The organism is Streptomyces sp. NPDC058579, assembly GCF_042718575.1.
In the GTDB taxonomy this organism is placed as follows: domain Bacteria; phylum Actinomycetota; class Actinomycetes; order Streptomycetales; family Streptomycetaceae; genus Streptomyces.
The window spans coordinates 72,137-87,589 of sequence record NZ_JBHXPI010000006.1 but is presented as its reverse complement, the minus strand read 5'-3'; the positions used below and the strand labels follow the sequence as shown (position 1 = coordinate 87,589).

At 65.4% G+C, this 15,453-nt stretch carries 11 protein-coding genes and 5 pseudogenes; 8 read left to right on the top strand and 8 right to left on the bottom strand.

Features of this window, described 5'->3' with window-relative positions; all coding sequences use genetic code 11:
- Positions 1-286 precede the first annotated feature (286 nt).
- Together ACFWRO_RS10860 and ACFWRO_RS10855 are read left to right on the top strand one after the other, a co-directional pair.
- Positions 287-701: pseudogene (locus ACFWRO_RS10860) on the top strand (hypothetical protein); the annotation flags it as partial.
- A 65-nt stretch (positions 702-766) separates the two neighbouring features.
- Complete coding sequence (locus ACFWRO_RS10855; RefSeq protein ID WP_384507396.1) at positions 767-1,249, top strand: hypothetical protein; 483 nt, start codon at positions 767-769, stop codon at positions 1,247-1,249.
- Here the strand turns inward: ACFWRO_RS10855 and ACFWRO_RS10850 are convergent.
- Positions 1,242-1,808 (bottom strand): annotated as a pseudogene (locus ACFWRO_RS10850) (transposase); the annotation flags it as partial. The gene ACFWRO_RS10855 and the pseudogene ACFWRO_RS10850 sit on opposite strands and share 8 nt — an antisense overlap.
- Between ACFWRO_RS10850 and ACFWRO_RS10845 the strand changes: the two are divergent.
- Positions 1,800-2,093 carry a hypothetical protein gene (locus ACFWRO_RS10845; protein ID WP_384507921.1) on the top strand — a complete coding sequence of 98 codons (294 nt, stop codon included), beginning with the start codon at positions 1,800-1,802 and terminating at the stop codon, positions 2,091-2,093. The pseudogene ACFWRO_RS10850 and the gene ACFWRO_RS10845 overlap by 9 nt on opposite strands.
- A 10-nt stretch (positions 2,094-2,103) precedes the next feature.
- On the opposite strand, the gene ACFWRO_RS10840 is transcribed toward ACFWRO_RS10845, so the two are convergent.
- The gene (locus ACFWRO_RS10840; RefSeq protein ID WP_384507393.1) at positions 2,104-2,625 is read right to left on the bottom strand and encodes a hypothetical protein; all 522 of its coding nucleotides are present in this window, start codon (positions 2,623-2,625) and stop codon (positions 2,104-2,106) included.
- 122 nt (positions 2,626-2,747) lie between these two features.
- On the opposite strand from ACFWRO_RS10840, the gene ACFWRO_RS10835 reads away from it, so the two are divergent.
- The gene (locus ACFWRO_RS10835; RefSeq protein ID WP_384507390.1) at positions 2,748-3,092 is read left to right on the top strand and encodes a hypothetical protein; all 345 of its coding nucleotides are present in this window, start codon (positions 2,748-2,750) and stop codon (positions 3,090-3,092) included.
- Positions 3,093-3,221: 129 nt separating this feature from the next.
- Complete coding sequence (locus ACFWRO_RS10830; protein ID WP_384507387.1) at positions 3,222-3,998, top strand: hypothetical protein; 777 nt, start codon at positions 3,222-3,224, stop codon at positions 3,996-3,998.
- Between the two features lie 9 nt (positions 3,999-4,007).
- Here the strand turns inward: ACFWRO_RS10830 and ACFWRO_RS10825 are convergent.
- From ACFWRO_RS10825 to ACFWRO_RS10810, 4 genes and pseudogenes are all read right to left on the bottom strand, one after another.
- Positions 4,008-4,867 (bottom strand): annotated as a pseudogene (locus tag ACFWRO_RS10825) (IS5 family transposase).
- A 70-nt stretch (positions 4,868-4,937) separates the two neighbouring features.
- Entirely contained in the window at positions 4,938-6,392 is a 1,455-nt protein-coding gene (locus ACFWRO_RS10820; RefSeq protein ID WP_384507384.1) for a hypothetical protein, read from the bottom strand.
- On the bottom strand, positions 6,389-6,991 hold the full coding sequence (locus tag ACFWRO_RS10815) for a hypothetical protein (protein ID WP_384507381.1): 603 nt from the start codon (positions 6,989-6,991) through the stop codon (positions 6,389-6,391). The genes ACFWRO_RS10820 and ACFWRO_RS10815 overlap by 4 nt, the downstream gene beginning before the upstream one ends.
- A 67-nt stretch (positions 6,992-7,058) precedes the next feature.
- Positions 7,059-7,706 carry a tyrosine-type recombinase/integrase gene (locus tag ACFWRO_RS10810; RefSeq protein WP_384507379.1) on the bottom strand — a complete coding sequence of 216 codons (648 nt, stop codon included), beginning with the start codon at positions 7,704-7,706 and terminating at the stop codon, positions 7,059-7,061.
- 266 nt (positions 7,707-7,972) lie between these two features.
- On the opposite strand from ACFWRO_RS10810, the gene ACFWRO_RS10805 reads away from it, so the two are divergent.
- Both ACFWRO_RS10805 and ACFWRO_RS10800 read left to right on the top strand, forming a co-directional pair.
- The gene (locus tag ACFWRO_RS10805) at positions 7,973-8,386 is read left to right on the top strand and encodes an RNaseH domain-containing protein (protein WP_384507376.1); all 414 of its coding nucleotides are present in this window, start codon (positions 7,973-7,975) and stop codon (positions 8,384-8,386) included.
- Positions 8,268-8,591: pseudogene (locus tag ACFWRO_RS10800) on the top strand (RNaseH domain-containing protein); the annotation flags it as partial. The gene ACFWRO_RS10805 and the pseudogene ACFWRO_RS10800, both read left to right, overlap by 119 nt.
- 48 nt (positions 8,592-8,639) lie before the next feature.
- Here ACFWRO_RS10800 and ACFWRO_RS10795 read toward each other — a convergent pair.
- Positions 8,640-12,188 carry a hypothetical protein gene (locus ACFWRO_RS10795; RefSeq protein WP_384507373.1) on the bottom strand — a complete coding sequence of 1,183 codons (3,549 nt, stop codon included), beginning with the start codon at positions 12,186-12,188 and terminating at the stop codon, positions 8,640-8,642.
- A gap of 553 nt (positions 12,189-12,741) precedes the next feature.
- Positions 12,742-13,683, bottom strand: a complete 942-nt coding sequence (locus ACFWRO_RS10790; protein ID WP_384507370.1) for a hypothetical protein — start codon at positions 13,681-13,683, stop codon at positions 12,742-12,744.
- 793 nt (positions 13,684-14,476) lie between these two features.
- Between ACFWRO_RS10790 and ACFWRO_RS10785 the strand changes: the two are divergent.
- Positions 14,477-15,194 (top strand): annotated as a pseudogene (locus tag ACFWRO_RS10785) (flavodoxin family protein).
- The last annotated feature ends 259 nt before the right edge of the window (positions 15,195-15,453 follow it).

Below are 15,453 nucleotides of genomic sequence, written 5' to 3'. Positions count from 1 at the left end.
CCTTCGCCTCCTCCGATCTAGCTGTGTTCGCCTCTCCGCGCCGCACGGAGGTGTGACCGATGGCAGGGCCCGCCAGGTGCATCCACCGCCCAAGACGTAGACGATCACAACGATCAGCGTCTCATCAGACGTGCTCTGCGCCCACCGCTCTGCGGCCGCACTCTTCTTCTGGGCAATGCGGCAGAACGGCGCGGCTGAACGACCCGCCGTCTCGGTGCCTAGATGTGGAATACCGCGAGCTCTCCGACGATTGGTCTTCGTGCCAAGAGCACGGGAGGGAGCCCTGGTGGCTGAGCTGATGCTGTTCCGGCAGGACGCGAACGGGCAGGATGTCGAGCTGCACGTTTCGACAGTGGCACTGGAGGTCGAACTGCAGCGGCGGGTCGAGGCCGGGCTGAAACAGATGCTCGGCATCCGCTTCGTGGCATCGGAGTACGCGACCGGGCCGTGGCACCGGGGGCGGATCGACACGCTGGGGCTGGACGAGAACGGCAGCCCGGTGGTGATCGAGTACAAGAAGGGCTCCGACAGCGGGGTTCTGTCGCAGGCCGTCTCGTATCTGACCTGGTTGCGTTCGGCGCAGCACGAGTTCGAGGCGCTCGTCCGAAGGGTGCTGCTGCACGAAGGCTGCCGAGTCGATCGACTGGCGGCGTCCGCGGATGGTCTGCATCGCGGCCGGCTTCTCCCACCACGACCGGGTGCCTCTATGGGGTTCGTCAAGGAAATCGGGCTGCATTAGGGTGGTGTGGCCGGGCAGCATGGCGGGATGCCGGATCTGCTGCGGGACGACGTCAGGGAGTTCTTCGACCCTGACCTGATGGGGTCGCTGCCGGATGTGCGTGTCGCAGACACCTCAGTCGAGGACTGGCAGGCGGTGCTTGATCTGGTGCGGTCGCAGGGGTGGTCGTGCGAGTACTCCGAGGACGGTGTCGCGGTTCGGCTGCCACGAGCTGCGGACATGCTCGCCCGCGGTGAGAGCGTCGACGCACTGTTGAGGGTCTGGCCCGCCTCTGGATTCCTGGTGATCTTTCGAGCGTATGAGGCCAGCTCGATCGACTTCGATGTTGATCTGCGGGAGCTGCGGGGCCAGGACGGCGTCAATCTGCTGTGCCGTCTGTTGCGGGCGATCGGGCGCCGGCTCGGCAAGCCGGTCACGTTGACTCCGGAGTCTGACCCGTTCCACCCGCTTCTGGGGTTCGATCCTGCGGCCAACTGCGTGGTGCTGCTGGCGGATCCGAATGTCAGCTGACTGCCGTGGCTGGCCGGCACTCGTAGAAGGTCCCGTCGCGGAGCATGGCGAACAAGACGTCGACCCGGCGCCTGGCCAGGCATAGGAGTGTCTGGGTGTGCCGTTTGCCCTGGCCGATCTTCTTGTCGTAGTAGGCGCGGGAGGCCGGGTCGCTGAGCGAGGCGAACGCGGCCAGGAAGAACGCCCGTTTCAGCTGCTTGTTGCCCCGTTGGGAGGGTTGCTTGCCGCGTATGGAGGAGCCGGAACTGCGGGTCGCCGGGGCAAGCCCGGCGTAGGAGGCCAGGTGGGCAGCGGTCGGGAACGCGCTCGCATCACCGACGTCGATCAGGACCCGAGCGCCGGTCCTGGTCCCGATGCCGGGCATGGACGTCAGAATCTTGGACAGCGGGTGCTCGTCCACCAGTGCCTGGATCTGCTTCTCCAGGAGCCTGCGCTGGTCGAGGACGGCCTGCAACGAACCGGCCAGACTCGGCACGATCAGCGCGGCCGCCTCGGTGCCCGGGATGACCACGGTCTGCTCGTCGAGAGCGGTGAGGCCGCCACCGCGGAGATGCGCGCCCGCGGGTACCAGCCGCTCGTGCCCTACCCGGGCCGCACGAACGCGACCTGGCCCTCCCGGTGCACCATCCCGGACAAGGCCGACCAGGCCCACAACCGCCTGAAGCTCGGCTCCCGCGGCGGCCGGCCGCTGCGCTTCGACCCGGTCGACTACCGCGAACGTCACGCGGTCGAGTGCGGGATCAACCGTCTCAAGAGGAACCGCGCCGTCGCCACGCGATACGACAAACTCGCGGTCCGCTACGAGGCGACCGTCCTCGTCGCAGCCATCAACGAGTGGCTGTGACCCTTGGCCATCACACGGTGGGATCCACGTTCCACGTCTCCGGCAGATCGCTGCCGCAGAAGACGCAGACGAAGTCGTCCTCGCGCACGATGTTGTGCTCCTGGCAGTTGGGGCACCGCCGGAACACCACCTCGTGGGTGAAGCCTGAGGGCCGCCCAAGTTCTACATCGTCCAGAGCATGAGCGACTGCCGGCCAGGAGGTCACGTCCGGGCAGTATCCGGTGGACTGGTTGCTGACCTCGCCCACGGTCCACCGGTCTGCCTCACGCATGAAGCTGATCTCGCCGGCACTCAGAACCATGTCCCCACCAGCGCAGGCCACGTGCTCGCTTCGCCGCGGCGCCAGCCGAAGCACACCATCCGTGCCAACCACGAAGGTGAACGGTTCGGTCAGCTCCGCTGGCGATCGCTCAGCGATCCAACCGTCGAAGTCAGCCGCCGAGCTTGTCGGGCACCCGCCGGTGCCAGGCCGGACCGCAGCCTTCAACTCAACCGGTCCGACATATCGGTAACTCCGCCCCCGCGCACTCACATCAGCCAACCTAAAGCACTTCCGACACACGCCCTAGCTTCCCCGGGCACGTACTGAACTTGTTCAGGTGATGTCCGGTGATCAACTGACAGTTGAGGGGCGAGTCCGATAGATCTTGGCGCGTGAATGACTCCGCGCCGGCACCCGAGGACGACGAGCCCACCTCCATCACCGAGAAGGCCAAGAACCTACGCAAGAAGCACAAGGAGAAGATGATCTTCGCCATCAGCGCTGGCCTGCTCGTCGCTGGCGTGCTCATCAAGCAGGCCATGGACCAGAGCGCCACCGAGGGCGCCGAGGACACTGAGTCCGCGGAGGACGTCGAGGGCAGCGAGGACACCGAGGACGCTGGAGCGGCCTCTGGTCCTTCGACCGCCAAGGACCCACGGAAGTCCCCCGTCGAGCACGAGGTGAGCGGGTATACGCGGACCTTTCCTGATGGACGCGTCATCGACATCGCCCCTTAGACACGCGGCGGCAAATCCGACGGCGCGGACGAGGATGCGGCCGAGGAGCCCGGCGAAGCCGCAGCCTGAGCGCCCGGGACAGGGTTGCCGGCCTCCCAGAGGAGGTGTTCCGCAAGGGAAGATCAGGGCGTGACTGATTTCCTCAAGGAGCACCAGACGCTCATACTTGTGCTCCTCCCTATCGTGGTCGGCTTCGTCGGAGCCTGCCTCGGCGCCTGGCTCCAGGCCCGCGGAGGCGTGGCACAGGCCAAGGCCGCAGAACAGGCAGCGAAAACGGCTGCGACAGCAACCCTCCAGGCAGTCCGGGAACAGGCCGACCACGCCGCAGCCGCGGCCCACACCGCTGCTCTGCGCGAGCAGCGGATCAGCGCAGCGACGAACATGATCGGCAGTGACAGGGCGTTCGGCCGAGTTCTGCACACGATGTTCCGGGAGCCCGACACGGACTCCACGTCCGCCTACGACGAACTTCTCCACGCCTGGGGAGGGGTCCAGCTTGTCGCTCCCACCTCCCTCACCACCGCGTCCTCCCGCGTTCTGAAGGCGGCACAGGACGTCCAGCGCCTTGCTCGCCAACGCGGTGAGGCGTACCGGCTCTACATGCAGTTGACGCGCGTACATATCGGGATGCCCGCGTACGAGGACACCCGACAGGCTGTGGAGGCCCTGCATGCCTGGCGTGTTGCGTATGCCGCCGACGCCGCGAACATGATGGAGGTGCACGATGCGGCATCTGCGGCTCTCGGCCGGCTCCCGGCCCTGGAGCCAGAGCAGGCGTCGACTCTGCTCAACGACTCTATGAACCCTGAAATGGGTCCTCTACTCGAACAGTCCTGGCGGGAGCACAACGAGGCCATGGACGAGTTTGTCAGCTGCGCGCGCGCCGTCCTGGGCGTCAGCGACTAGGGTCCGTCTTCAAAAGGATCTTGCCCAGAGCAGGAATGACGCCAGGCTGACCGCCGCTTCGTAGGAGGCAGTGGTCTTGTCGTATCTGGTGGCGATGCCGCGGAAGCCTTTGGGGCGGTTAAAGCAGCGTTCGACCATGTTGCGGTGGCGATAATTCTCTCGGTTGAAGCGAGGTGGCCGGCCGCCGTGACTGCCGCGGTTTCGGCGGTGCCTTTGCTGGTCGTCTTTCTCGGGAATCGTGGTGGCGATGCTGCATCGTCGCAGGTAGGCGCGGAATCCGCGGGAGCTGTAGGCCTTGTCTGCCACGATGTGGTCGGGTGTGGAGCGTGGTCGGCCAGGGCCATTGCGGGGCACGCGTATGCATTCGAGCAGGGCTTACGCCATGACGCTGGCGTATCGTTGGCCGACGGTGAGCATGAGTACGAGGGGCCTGCCTCGGCCGTCGCAGGCGAGGTGGAGTTTGGTGGTCAGGCCTCCTCGGGAGCGGCCGAGGGCGCGATCGTCCGGTTCGTCCTGCTGATGCCTCCCCCTTTTCGTCCGGTGGCGGCAGCGTGCTGGTGGGCCCGGACGATCGTGGAGTCGATCTGGACCAGCCAATCGATGTCGCCGGCGGCATCCGCGTGGGCCTGGATCTGCTGCAGGGCCCGGGTGAACACGCCGTCGATCGCGTAGCGGCGGAACCGCGTGTAGACCGTCTGCCAGGGACCGTAGCGTTCTGGCAGGTCACGCCAGGAGATCCCGGTCCGGATCTTGTAGACCATCCCATTGATGGTCCGACGATCCTCCGCTCGGGGCCGGCCTCGGACAGCCCGCGGTATCAGCGGGCCGAGTAACTCCCGCTCTTGATCGGTGAGTTCATGACGACGCATCACGCCATCATGATCCATCATGATGGATCATCGAACGATCTTTTGAAGACGGACCCTAGCTAGCCGCGCGTCAGTCGGTGAGAGGTTCTGTCCCCGTTACGTCGTGATCGATTCCGGCACGCAGGGTGCGGCCGCCCGATGGGATCACCTCGACGAGGCGTTCCTCCTCTTCACGGGACAGATCCGCGAAGAGCCGGATGGACGTGTTCACAAGTTCCAGGAGCGGGACACTACCACGAGGTGGTCTCACGGAGGCGATCCGGGTGGAGAAGTTGTACCTCACCGGGACGCTACTGGGCGGCAGGGCCTCAAGGTTTCTGACCAGGGTTCCCGGCCCGAGGGATTCACTGAGGTGGCGGAGCCGGTCCCCATGCAGAGCGCCTACCTCCCCTTCGTACGCCACCTTCCCGCCACCGTTGACCAGTGTCACGGCCTTGAGACTTAGCCCTAGGAGTGGCAGAAGCTCCCCTACCTCGTCGAGGGTTGGCAGTTCGTAAGGGGCCCGTGCCGCTGACGATGTCAGGTGATCGACCTTTCGGGCGAGCCTGAGAACGAAGCTGGGAGCGTCGAAGCTGAGCATGCCCTCGCTCTTTGTCCAGCGATGGAGGGCGGAGCTACGGCGAGCGGCGACCGAGGAGGAGGGGGCTACGGCGCAAACTCGAGCGTTCCAAGTGCTCAGCGCCGAGCGCATAAGGTGCTGGAGGTTGTCGGTGGCGACGGCTCTGGGGTGCCCCAGCAGATCGGTCAGAGTGATCTCACGAGCGATGCGGCTCCAGAAGTCATCATCATGAACCTCCTGGCCTTCGAGGAGATACTCGAGCGACAACTCGTCCAATGGCTGGGGATACCTGGGAACGCGTTCCATTGCGGCCATCGGCGCTCCGCTGGTACGCCACATAGTCCCCAAGAAGGCCGTCAGACGGCGCGCGATCGGAGTGGACAGCGTGTCCCTGGCGAAGGTGAGTGCATCCTCGGTCGCCTCAGGCTCGCCGCGGCGGGCCGCTTGCACTCCGCTCATCATGGCACGGGCCAACCGGGACACAGAGCGCTCGTCAAGAAGCCCCTGACCGCCTTCGATGACGGTATTCGCGATCAGGCGCCTTAGCGCGACATCGGGCAGCTCGCCGGAGGTCAGTTCCGCGAAAGCTGCCAGATCCAACACCAGGGTGTTGTGCTCGATAGCGAGCGAGTCCAGAGCTCGGGCGTCAGAGGCAGAGCGCAGGACCCCGAGTGCCAGAACAATGGGCCGGTCCTGGGGCGCCAGAAGCCGGACGTCGAATCCGATCTCATCCGCGTCCGTCGTGCTACGCAGGTAGACGTATCGGTCGCTGAGGTCGTCGTCGTGCGGCCACCGGACGACCAGGTCCGGCATATGGGCGTGGTTGTAGAACTCGGTGCTCCTGGTCCGGATCTGCGGATTGATCTGCCAAAGCTGCTGTTCGAGGAGTCGTTTGATCTTGGCGAACGAGCTGTACGGGTCGTCCGCCTCAAGTGCCTCTGCGATCGACGATGCGACGGCGTTCACCACTCTCCCTTCAGCGTCAACTGATGCGCCAGAATGGCCCGCCATTCAGTGAGCGGCAGCAGGCCCTCCTGCTTCTCCGACAGGACGATGCGCCACATGCGCTCGGACACACTCTGCACCGCGGTCGCGTCGACCTTGTCCCTGGCCTCGTCCTCGGAGACGTCACCGAAGATGCGTTGCCGATGCTGCACGACAGCGGACTCGATCCTTTCTGGCTCGTGCAGGCGCGACCAATTCTGCACGTTGAACGGGGCCCAGGTGATCCACATATAGTGATCGCCGAAGAGATACTTCCCCTGGTGCGCGACGTAGCACTTGGCGAGGAATTCGATGAAGTGAGTGCCCTGGTCCGCCGGGCTCTGATAATTCTTGACCTCCGCGCAGAACTGGTCCCCATGGTACGCAGCGCCCCGCATTGACCCGCCCAGGTCAAAGGAGAAGGTCTGGCCGCCCTCCGGCCAGGCGAGCGTCAGTTTCCTCGCCCAGGCGTCCGAGTCCGTGTTCGCGAAGGCCCCCGAGATCCGCATCGTGCCCTCAAGATAGAGCTTGGCTCTCTTGGCTCCCGAGATCCCCTTGAAGTGGGCGTCCTCTCCTACCACGGGGAGAGTCTAAACCCTGCAGAAGGTCCGGCGGGCAGTACATGGGTACCTCAAGACCGGCCAGTCGTCAGGAAGCCAGCGCAAGCGCAGCTCGCTCGTGAACGCCTTCGCCCCAGTCCGGCGCGGACGGGGGTGAAGGATGTTTAAGGAGCCACGAGAGCGGGGCTTCCATCCGCTCCCCTGCTCCGAAGACGGCCTTGTGCGCGTCAGCCTGGAGATGAGCGTAGCGCTGGGTGGTCTGGAAGCTTTCGTGGCCGAGGAGGTGCTGGACCTCGTAGAGCGAGACTCCCCTCTGGACAAGCCACGAGGCGCAGGTGTGGCGCATGGAGTGCGGCGGGTAGTGCGGGACGAGCTGCAACTCTCCGTCGTCGCCGAAGTGATAGGCGGCCTCGACCGCAGGCCACCAGGTCTGCCGGCGCCAGTTGCTATCGGCGAGGAGGCGCCCGGAGCGGCCCTTGGTGATGGTCGTGAAGACCACTGCGTCGCGGTCGAGCCGATGGACGTGGCGTTCGAGGGCCTCCAGGACGTGGGGCGGGAGCGGGACCTCCCGACGGCTCTTGGAACTCTTCGGGTACTGCTTGATGCCGCTCTTGGTGTTGACTTCCACCACGAACAGGCGCGAGCGGCGCATGTCGATGCGGTGGCGGTGAAGGCCGGAGAGCTCTCCCCAGCGCAGTCCGGTGTAGAAGCCGAGCAGGCACATCGTCCGCCACACGGGGCGAGTCCGTCGAGGATGCTCTGCGCCTGGTCGGGCGTGAACCACTGAGGCGGTTTGACCGCGATGGGCGGCAAATCGATGCTGCGACACGGACTCACCGCGATCACATCATCGTCGACCGCAGCCCGCATGATGGACGACGTCAGGTTGTAGGCCCGCTTGATCGCGGCAGGGCCTGCGGCTGCGCCAACTCGAGGCACGGGTGTCCCGAACTCGGCATCAGCAGTGGCCTTCCCGGCGGCCTGCGCCAAGCGGCCGTCTGGATGCTCCGCAGGAACCGCACCAGTAGGAACCGGTGGGCCACCGATGTACCGATGGTGGTCCTGGTGACTCCTGAGGGCACGGGCCTGGCCCGGATCCAGGGGTGGGACCCGGATACCGACGACGGCGCAGGGGCCTGGGTCCCGTACTCGACCATGCTGATCAGGCTGACCCGGCTCGCCGAAGTGCGCCCTCTGCTGCCCGGGCCCCGCGACGAGGAAGCTGCCCCCCAGGCGCCGGAGGTGGCACGCCGACCGCGCCGAACAGCGCCGTTGTGCCGAGGAGTGGCTGCAGCGAATCCGTGCCACTCTCAGGCGCGAACCCACTCTGCTCCTGGCCGAGGCCCAGAACGCCCGCTCCCACTGGACCTGGCTCCAGGACGGCCGCACCGAACCCGACCGTATGCGGGACGGTGAGGCGGACTCCCGGCGCCTCGACTCCGATCTCCGTCTCGTCCGCGTCCGCACGGGGCGTGGCAGGGAGACCCCACAGTGGTGGGGCGTCCATCCCAGCGGCGGAGCGAACGGCATCGCGGCCGGCCTGTGGATTCCCGCAGGTCACGGCCCCGACGGGCGGGTCTTTGACTCGGCCAACTCCAAGCCGGCGCAGTTCAAGTCGCCGCCGTCGAGGCGGACAAGCTCGCACCACGCCCGATCCGGCCAGCCTCGCTCAGCGCCCCTGTACTCGCGCAGCGCGCTCTTTCCTTTCCGCCGTTCGCAGCAGCTCCGTCTGCTGAGCACGACCCGCTTCAGCGACGGCAGCGAGAGCCGGAACGCGGATGGAAAGGTCGGTGAAGTAGTCGATGAGATGTTGGTGTCTGGTCGACTCCTCTCCCCGCCATGAGTCGACCCATGCGACGTCGGCCGCGATGTGCGCGGCGGGTACGCCGTGGTCGAGGAGAAGTGGTCCGAGGCCTTCCAGTGTTTCGTTCCGCTGGCCCACAAGGGCTTCGAGGAGCTTGTCGGGGGTGACCACATTGTCCATGATCAGCTGCTCTGCCAGGCTACGGTCGGCACCTACAAGCTGGACAAGTGGGCTGTGGCCGATGCGTGGAAGGTCCGCACAGCGGACGGTAAGACGGTAGCGGTGGCTCTGCGGGAGGCGGTCCAAGCGCAGGTCGCACCCATAGGGCTCGGGTGCGACAAAGTAGCCCTGCTCGACCATTTCGTCGAGGCGCTCCGTGTACCACGCTTCCAGCAGATCGGGGGCGTGCTCGGCAAGGTGAGCTAGGAGCTGGCCGGCACGCCACTGGTCGTGCTGGGGCAGATCCTCGGGGCGGAGGTGGCGCACGGCGTCACACCAGGTAGCTCGCCATGTATCCGGTAGTGACGGGCCGTGGGGTTGTCCAATGGCGAAGATCACCGCCGAGCTGCCGGCGACGACAGCGTCCGGGTGACGCAGCAAACGGTGTAGTACCTCGTGCGGCTCGTCACGGAGGAAGATCGAGTCCAGCAGCCAGGCATCTTCAGCGCGCAGCTTCGCGACCACGAGCTGGGCAGCCGTGTCGTCTGCACCTCGTCCGAGGACAGTGGAGATCACACCGGTTCTGAAGCGGGGATCATCCAGCGCAGAGGTGAGGACCTCAGCAGACAACGTGTCGGGGGAAGTCGTGAGCCATCGGATCAGTGCTGCTCGATGAATCGGCAGGCTGCCAGCTGCCGTTGCTGCTGCGTGCCAGGCGGCGGGATCGGTGAGGTGCGGCACCATTTGGTCGGCGACCCAGGTGCCGCCTCCGTGGTCTCCCGCGAGCTCGGATTGCTCGGCCAAGGCGACGAATCGCGCGACTCCGGCAGTCGGGCCGAGCGCAGCAATCCCTTGGGCGAGAGACTCCACTGTGCGGACGCCGCCTGGGACGGTTTCGTCCCGGTGGCCCATGGCATCCCGACGACTCCAGCCGGTGAAGAACTCCACATCAGGATCAACGTCCAGTGCCGGAAGGTTGCGTCCTGCGTCGCCGGCCCGCGCGTATGCGGCGTTGAGCATGCGCCGAGCACGTAGAGCAAGACCAGGAAAGGTCTGGAGCAGATCATGCAGGGTAGCCAGCATGCGAGCCCCTCCCTTCGCTCCCTGGTTCTTCTGTTCCTTGCTCGGTTCGCTGTTGTGCGGAACGAACCCTTCACCGAGCCTTACCCATGAGCCAGCCAGGTCCAGCAGAGGAACAACCGCGGCGGGGGCGTTGTTCAGGCCGTCCGGTCGATCGGTCTCCTCGATCACAGGCGCAACCTGATCCCACAAGGAGATGAGCCGAGCCAGGTTCTCAGCACTTTCGACGCCCCGGGCAAGTGTGACCGTGTTGGGGCTACCCGGGTCAGTCCAGGTCCCAGATGTTTCGGCAGAGAAGACGCTCGCGAGCACCTCAGTGCCTACACCCCATTCGGCCGGAGAGCGGTGAGTACTCAGCCACTCCAGGACGGGCTTCAACAGCAGCCCTCGAATCTCGAACACGGTTCCGAAGTCCGGATCGATCGATTTGGCCACGTCGTCGAGAACACGCAGCGGGTGCTGCGGGGTGGAGTGGCGTGGACGCTCGTCACCCACGGCAAGGTCGAGCAGAGCGGCTATCGCTTCAGGCAGTAGGTACTGGGTCGCCGACTGTGCAAGTTGGCGAGCAGCTGCGTCACCTTGCCGGTCCGCGGTGGTGCCGCCCATTTGCTTGGAATCACGCGGGACGGCGAGGACTGTACGAGCCTGGGCGACCGCGAACTGTGCAGCCTCTCGGTCCAGACGGGCGTATTCGGACACCAACGAGAAGGTGCCGGTGTCCCACTCGGTCGGTGCGGGCAAGGCTCCAACCCAGCTCTCGACTGCCGTCCGAGCGTCCGAGGAGACGGAGACCCGGGCTGCGGATATGGCGGCGGAGACGAGGTCACGGCTCCTGGTCGGGAAGGCGTCAAAGAGAGTGGACCACGGCCTGCCTGCCGGGCGCGTGAAGAACCACCGGGCAATCAGTGGTGCGCGCAGCGCTGGTTGCAGCCGCCAGATGTCGTGAACCGTCTCTACGAGGCCGTGGCGCGCAAGGCGCTCCATCAGGCCGGACATCCTGGCCGGCGGCTCGCCGACGAGAGGCGCGAGCGCGTAAAGCGTCTCGCTTGAAGCCCCTCCGAGTGCCGCTACACAAGCCAGAGCATCGACGGCTGTCTCGGTCTCCGTGATACGGCGGAGATGACGCTCTACGTTGGCCAGGTGTGCTGCGCCGTTGGCTACCCGTCCTCCCTCTCCCGTCGTGAACAGCTGGCACAAGGTGACGGCCCAGCCCGGTCGTCCAGCCGCCTGGTCGAGAACTGCCGCCCGGGCCCGGTGCCCAGTGACGCCCAGAGAGGTGACCAGTGCGTTCATGTCGGATCGCTCCAACAGGTCGATGTCGTAGCGGACAGCGCCGGGCAGGGCCGCCGCCACCTCGTCTGCCCTGTCGGGCCAGGTGGTCGCGACGATGGCGAAAGCATGTTCCGCACCGTGACGCGCCCGCCGCAACACACGCATCTCGTCGATACGAATGTGGGCATCGTCCACGACAACGGCGGCAGGGCGAGACGTCAGCAGTTCGTCCAGGATGCGGTCTGCTTGCGCCTGCTCCAGGTAGGCGACCTTGCCTATCAGTTCGACGGTGAGCCGGGTTTTCCCCACACCGGGCACGCCGGCCAACACGACATCCCGGCCGAAGGCGACGGCCTCGTTGAGCTCGGCCAGATCAGCCTCTCGTCCGAGGAGATCGGTGTGCTCAACGTCTTCTTCCGCCAGGTCCAGCGGCCGGTCAAGCAGAGCCTCCAGCTCTCCTCTGATGCCGAGGAGGTTGAACCTCCACATCGGTTCCTTGGCAAGACGGGAAGCGAACCAGTCCCGGGCATAGATGTGCGGCGCTGGGAGACCACGATCTCTACACAGTCGATCCATGGAAGCGCGCCTGGTAGCGTCGACAGGCTGCGAGCAAGCCATCACAATCAGATCGGCTTGCACACCCTCTTCATGCATTCGACGAAGGCCCGTCCGCAGGTTCGCCACAGGATCACCCGTAGTGACGAGCAGACGCCCCCGAGCATCCGCGTCCTGAGGACCCCACGGGAAGTAGATGTCGGCGTCGCGACCGAAGTCATGCCCACCCTCAACCGCGGACAGGCCCGGATACTGTGATTGCAGGAGCGCACAGGAGCAACGTTCGAACTCCGTTGGATGGATAGCCTGTTCATCCATCGCCCGGCGCACACGTGCAATGAGATCCATGGAAATTCATGCTACGCGTACTAGCATCAATATGCTTCCTCCGACGGTGGCCCCACACCTAGAGGAAGACCGCTCCAGGCAGGCACGGGAACGGCCAGGCGAGAGTAAAGCTCGGCAATGGGAGCGCTGCCCCTCGGACGTAGTAGTCGACCGTGACGGTGTCCACCGTACGCCGAGACGAGACCTTCCCACGCGGTTCGGCGGTTGTCATACCGATTGCGAGCGGGCGCCAGTGCTGGTCGACGGACGCTCATAGGACACCTCACGCTTACCCGCCACCGCCGGCTTCGAGACGTGTTTCAAGTGCCGTTCCCACCGCCGATACTGCTTCGGCCAGGCTCCTGAAGACCTGAGTGCTTCGCCCAAGCCGTTTCGCCCCCCGCGCCAGAGGCTCACGCATCTGACGCTCGCAGACGACGAAGTCCGCGTAGCCAGCCGCACAGGAAAGGTAGACCATGTCGATCACATCATTCGGCTTCCACGTGGTGCCACGGTTGAGGTGACGCTCATGGAGCATCTCCCGGTAGAGGCCCAGGGCCGGAAGGGGGCTCATCTACTGAACCGGCTGAGATGCCGTACCCCAGTCCTTCAGTTGCTCCGGCGTCATCCCTGCGGCAAAGGATTCCTCGGCGACCTTGGTCCGCAGGTCACTGAGAAGCCATGCATCGATCGCCTTGCGCTTCTGCTGAGCATCGCCGCCGTGGGTGTCCAGCCAGTCACTGAATTTCTGGTTCGCCTCCGTCCAGCCGATCTCAGGACCGCGCTCCCCGCCTTCCGAGTCCAGCATGGTGTCGATCAGGCTCACGGCAGAAACAAGCACCTCGTGCTGGAACGCCGCCCTCGATGGAAAGTCTGCCGGCGCCGGAGAGGGAACGAAGCCTCTCGCGGCGGAATGAATCGAGTTCGGCTCCAGTGTCACGACCGGTGGTCTCTCCTCAGATCGCCCGATCTCCGCACGGAACATCAGACGGAGTTCATCCCTCCACACTTGCAGCGGATCCCGCAGCTGCCATCCCCTGCTGGACTGAAGAATGGACAGGCCAAGACGGTACCGCCCCTCCGCGTCTGACCATTTGGTCGTCTCGTAATAGTGCCCCGACGAAACGGGAAGAATGATCTTGCGCTCCGTCGACCACTGGGCAAGTCGAAGAGCCGCGACTCGGTCATCCGCTGTCCCGCTCCGCTGCCCCCGCATCGCGTCGCTCACAATGCGCCACTTGTTCTGATCCAGATAGACGACGAGCCGTCCGGCCAACTGGTCGGCTCGATCGAGCCGGGGGAGCTCGAACACGATGCTGTCGCCGTTGAGCGTCTCCACGACCAAGCCTTCAAAGGTCGGTGGGTAGGAGACCCGCGACAGCAGACTGGTAGGTTCGAACAAGGGGCTAGGTAGCGGCAGGCGCGCCTCTTTGCCGTCAGACCTGACCAGTACGAGGGTGTCCGAACCCCGGTCTACTGTGATCAACACGACGGGCAACTCGTCTGGGCTATCCATCCGCTCATGATGCACAAGCACCGAACCCTGACGACATGGTGGTCTGACGATCGACTCCGTCCGGAGCCACAGGCCGGGCACGCCGGCCTCCTGTACCACCATCAGACGAAGAAGCCACTGACCCCACGCAGCACACCTGCCTACTGGTCAGCAAAGTCAGTAAGAGGTCGGTATTCAGCTGACCAGACCTGCTCACACACGAGCAAACCCTAGAAGCACACCGCACCGGCTGCGGCGCTGGGAGGGAGGGGCGGCGAACCCATCCCTCCCAGCGCCGGACAGAAGGTCGGAGACATGGCCGAACAACCATCCTTCAGGCACCAGCCAAGAGCAGGAATGCCTAGGTCAGCCCCCGGGCTTTCAGCCGGGTCGGTGGGACCTCCGGCGCGTCGAGGCGATCGCCGTCATGGCCGACCACCTCGCCGAACCGGTCGGACGTCATCCACGTCCCTCGCCGCGCGGATCTCCTCGTCGGTGCGGCCCACGAAGGTCCACCACACAACGCGGAAGTCGCGTTGGCCATCTCGTGGATGAACTGCATGCCAGAGCTGCTGGTCAGATAGGCTGCCAGAGTGTTCCGCCGATCTGATTCGGCGATACATTTCATCTGTTCGGGCCACGCGGGTGATCGGGGGGCGACTTCGCTCCCGTTGGCACGGCGTTCGGTCATTCCGCTCAACGAGGCGAGACAGTAGACGGGATTTTCGGCCGGACCAACCCGGGGCCCTATCGATGTCGGCAGCCGGGCGTGTTTCGCCGCCCGACGCCCACTCGTCCGCAGGGGAACGCATCGATGGCCGAAACCGGCACGTCTTACCGTGATCTCCGCGCCCTGGTGATCAACTGCACTCTCAAGCGGTCGCCGGAGCGCAGCCATACACAGGGGCTGATCGACATCAGCACCGGGATCATGGAGCGCCAGGGCGTGCAGGTCGAGGTGCTCAGGGCGGTGGATCTCGATATCGCGACCGGTGTCTGGCCGGACATGACGGAGCACGGCTGGGAGACGGACGAATGGCCCGTCATCTACTCGCAGGTGATGGCCGCCGACATCCTGACCCTAGCGGGGCCTGTGTGGCTGGGAGACAACTCCTCGGTCATGAAGAAGGTGATCGAGCGTCTGTACGCCTGCTCGTCGATCCTCAACGAGCGCGGCCAGTACGCCTACTACGGTCGTGTGGGCGGCTGCCTGATCACCGGCAACGAGGACGGCGCCAAGCACTGCGCGATGAACGTCCTCTACAGCCTCCAGCACCTCGGCTACGTCATTCCGCCACAGGGGGACGCAGGCTGGGTCGGCGAGGCCCAGCCCGGGCCCGTCGTACCTCGACCCTGGCTCCGGCGGGCCGGACAACGACTTCACGAACCGCAACACGACCTTCATGACCTGGAACCAGCTCCACCTGGCAAGGATGCTCAAGAACACCGGTGGCATCCCCGCCCACGGAAACCAGCGCTCCGAGTGGGACGCCGGCTGCCGCTTCGACTTCGAGAACCCCGAGCACCGCTGAGTGCAGCGCGGCCTGGGTGATCGAGGATGGCCCGGCTGCCGCGCACGACAAGAATCTCGGAGTGGACCGAGTCGCCGTAGGGAGCGGGGCGGTGTCCAGAGCTCGTACCAGAGCTGGTTGCTTCGCCACGCAGGCCACGACAACCGCTCCGCGCACTGGTCCCCGCAATAGCCGTATGTCCAGTCGGCGCTCACGCATGTCTCACCATGGGCGACGGTGAACGTGTAGGCGGGGCCCACACGTTGGCCTTGGCGAGGCC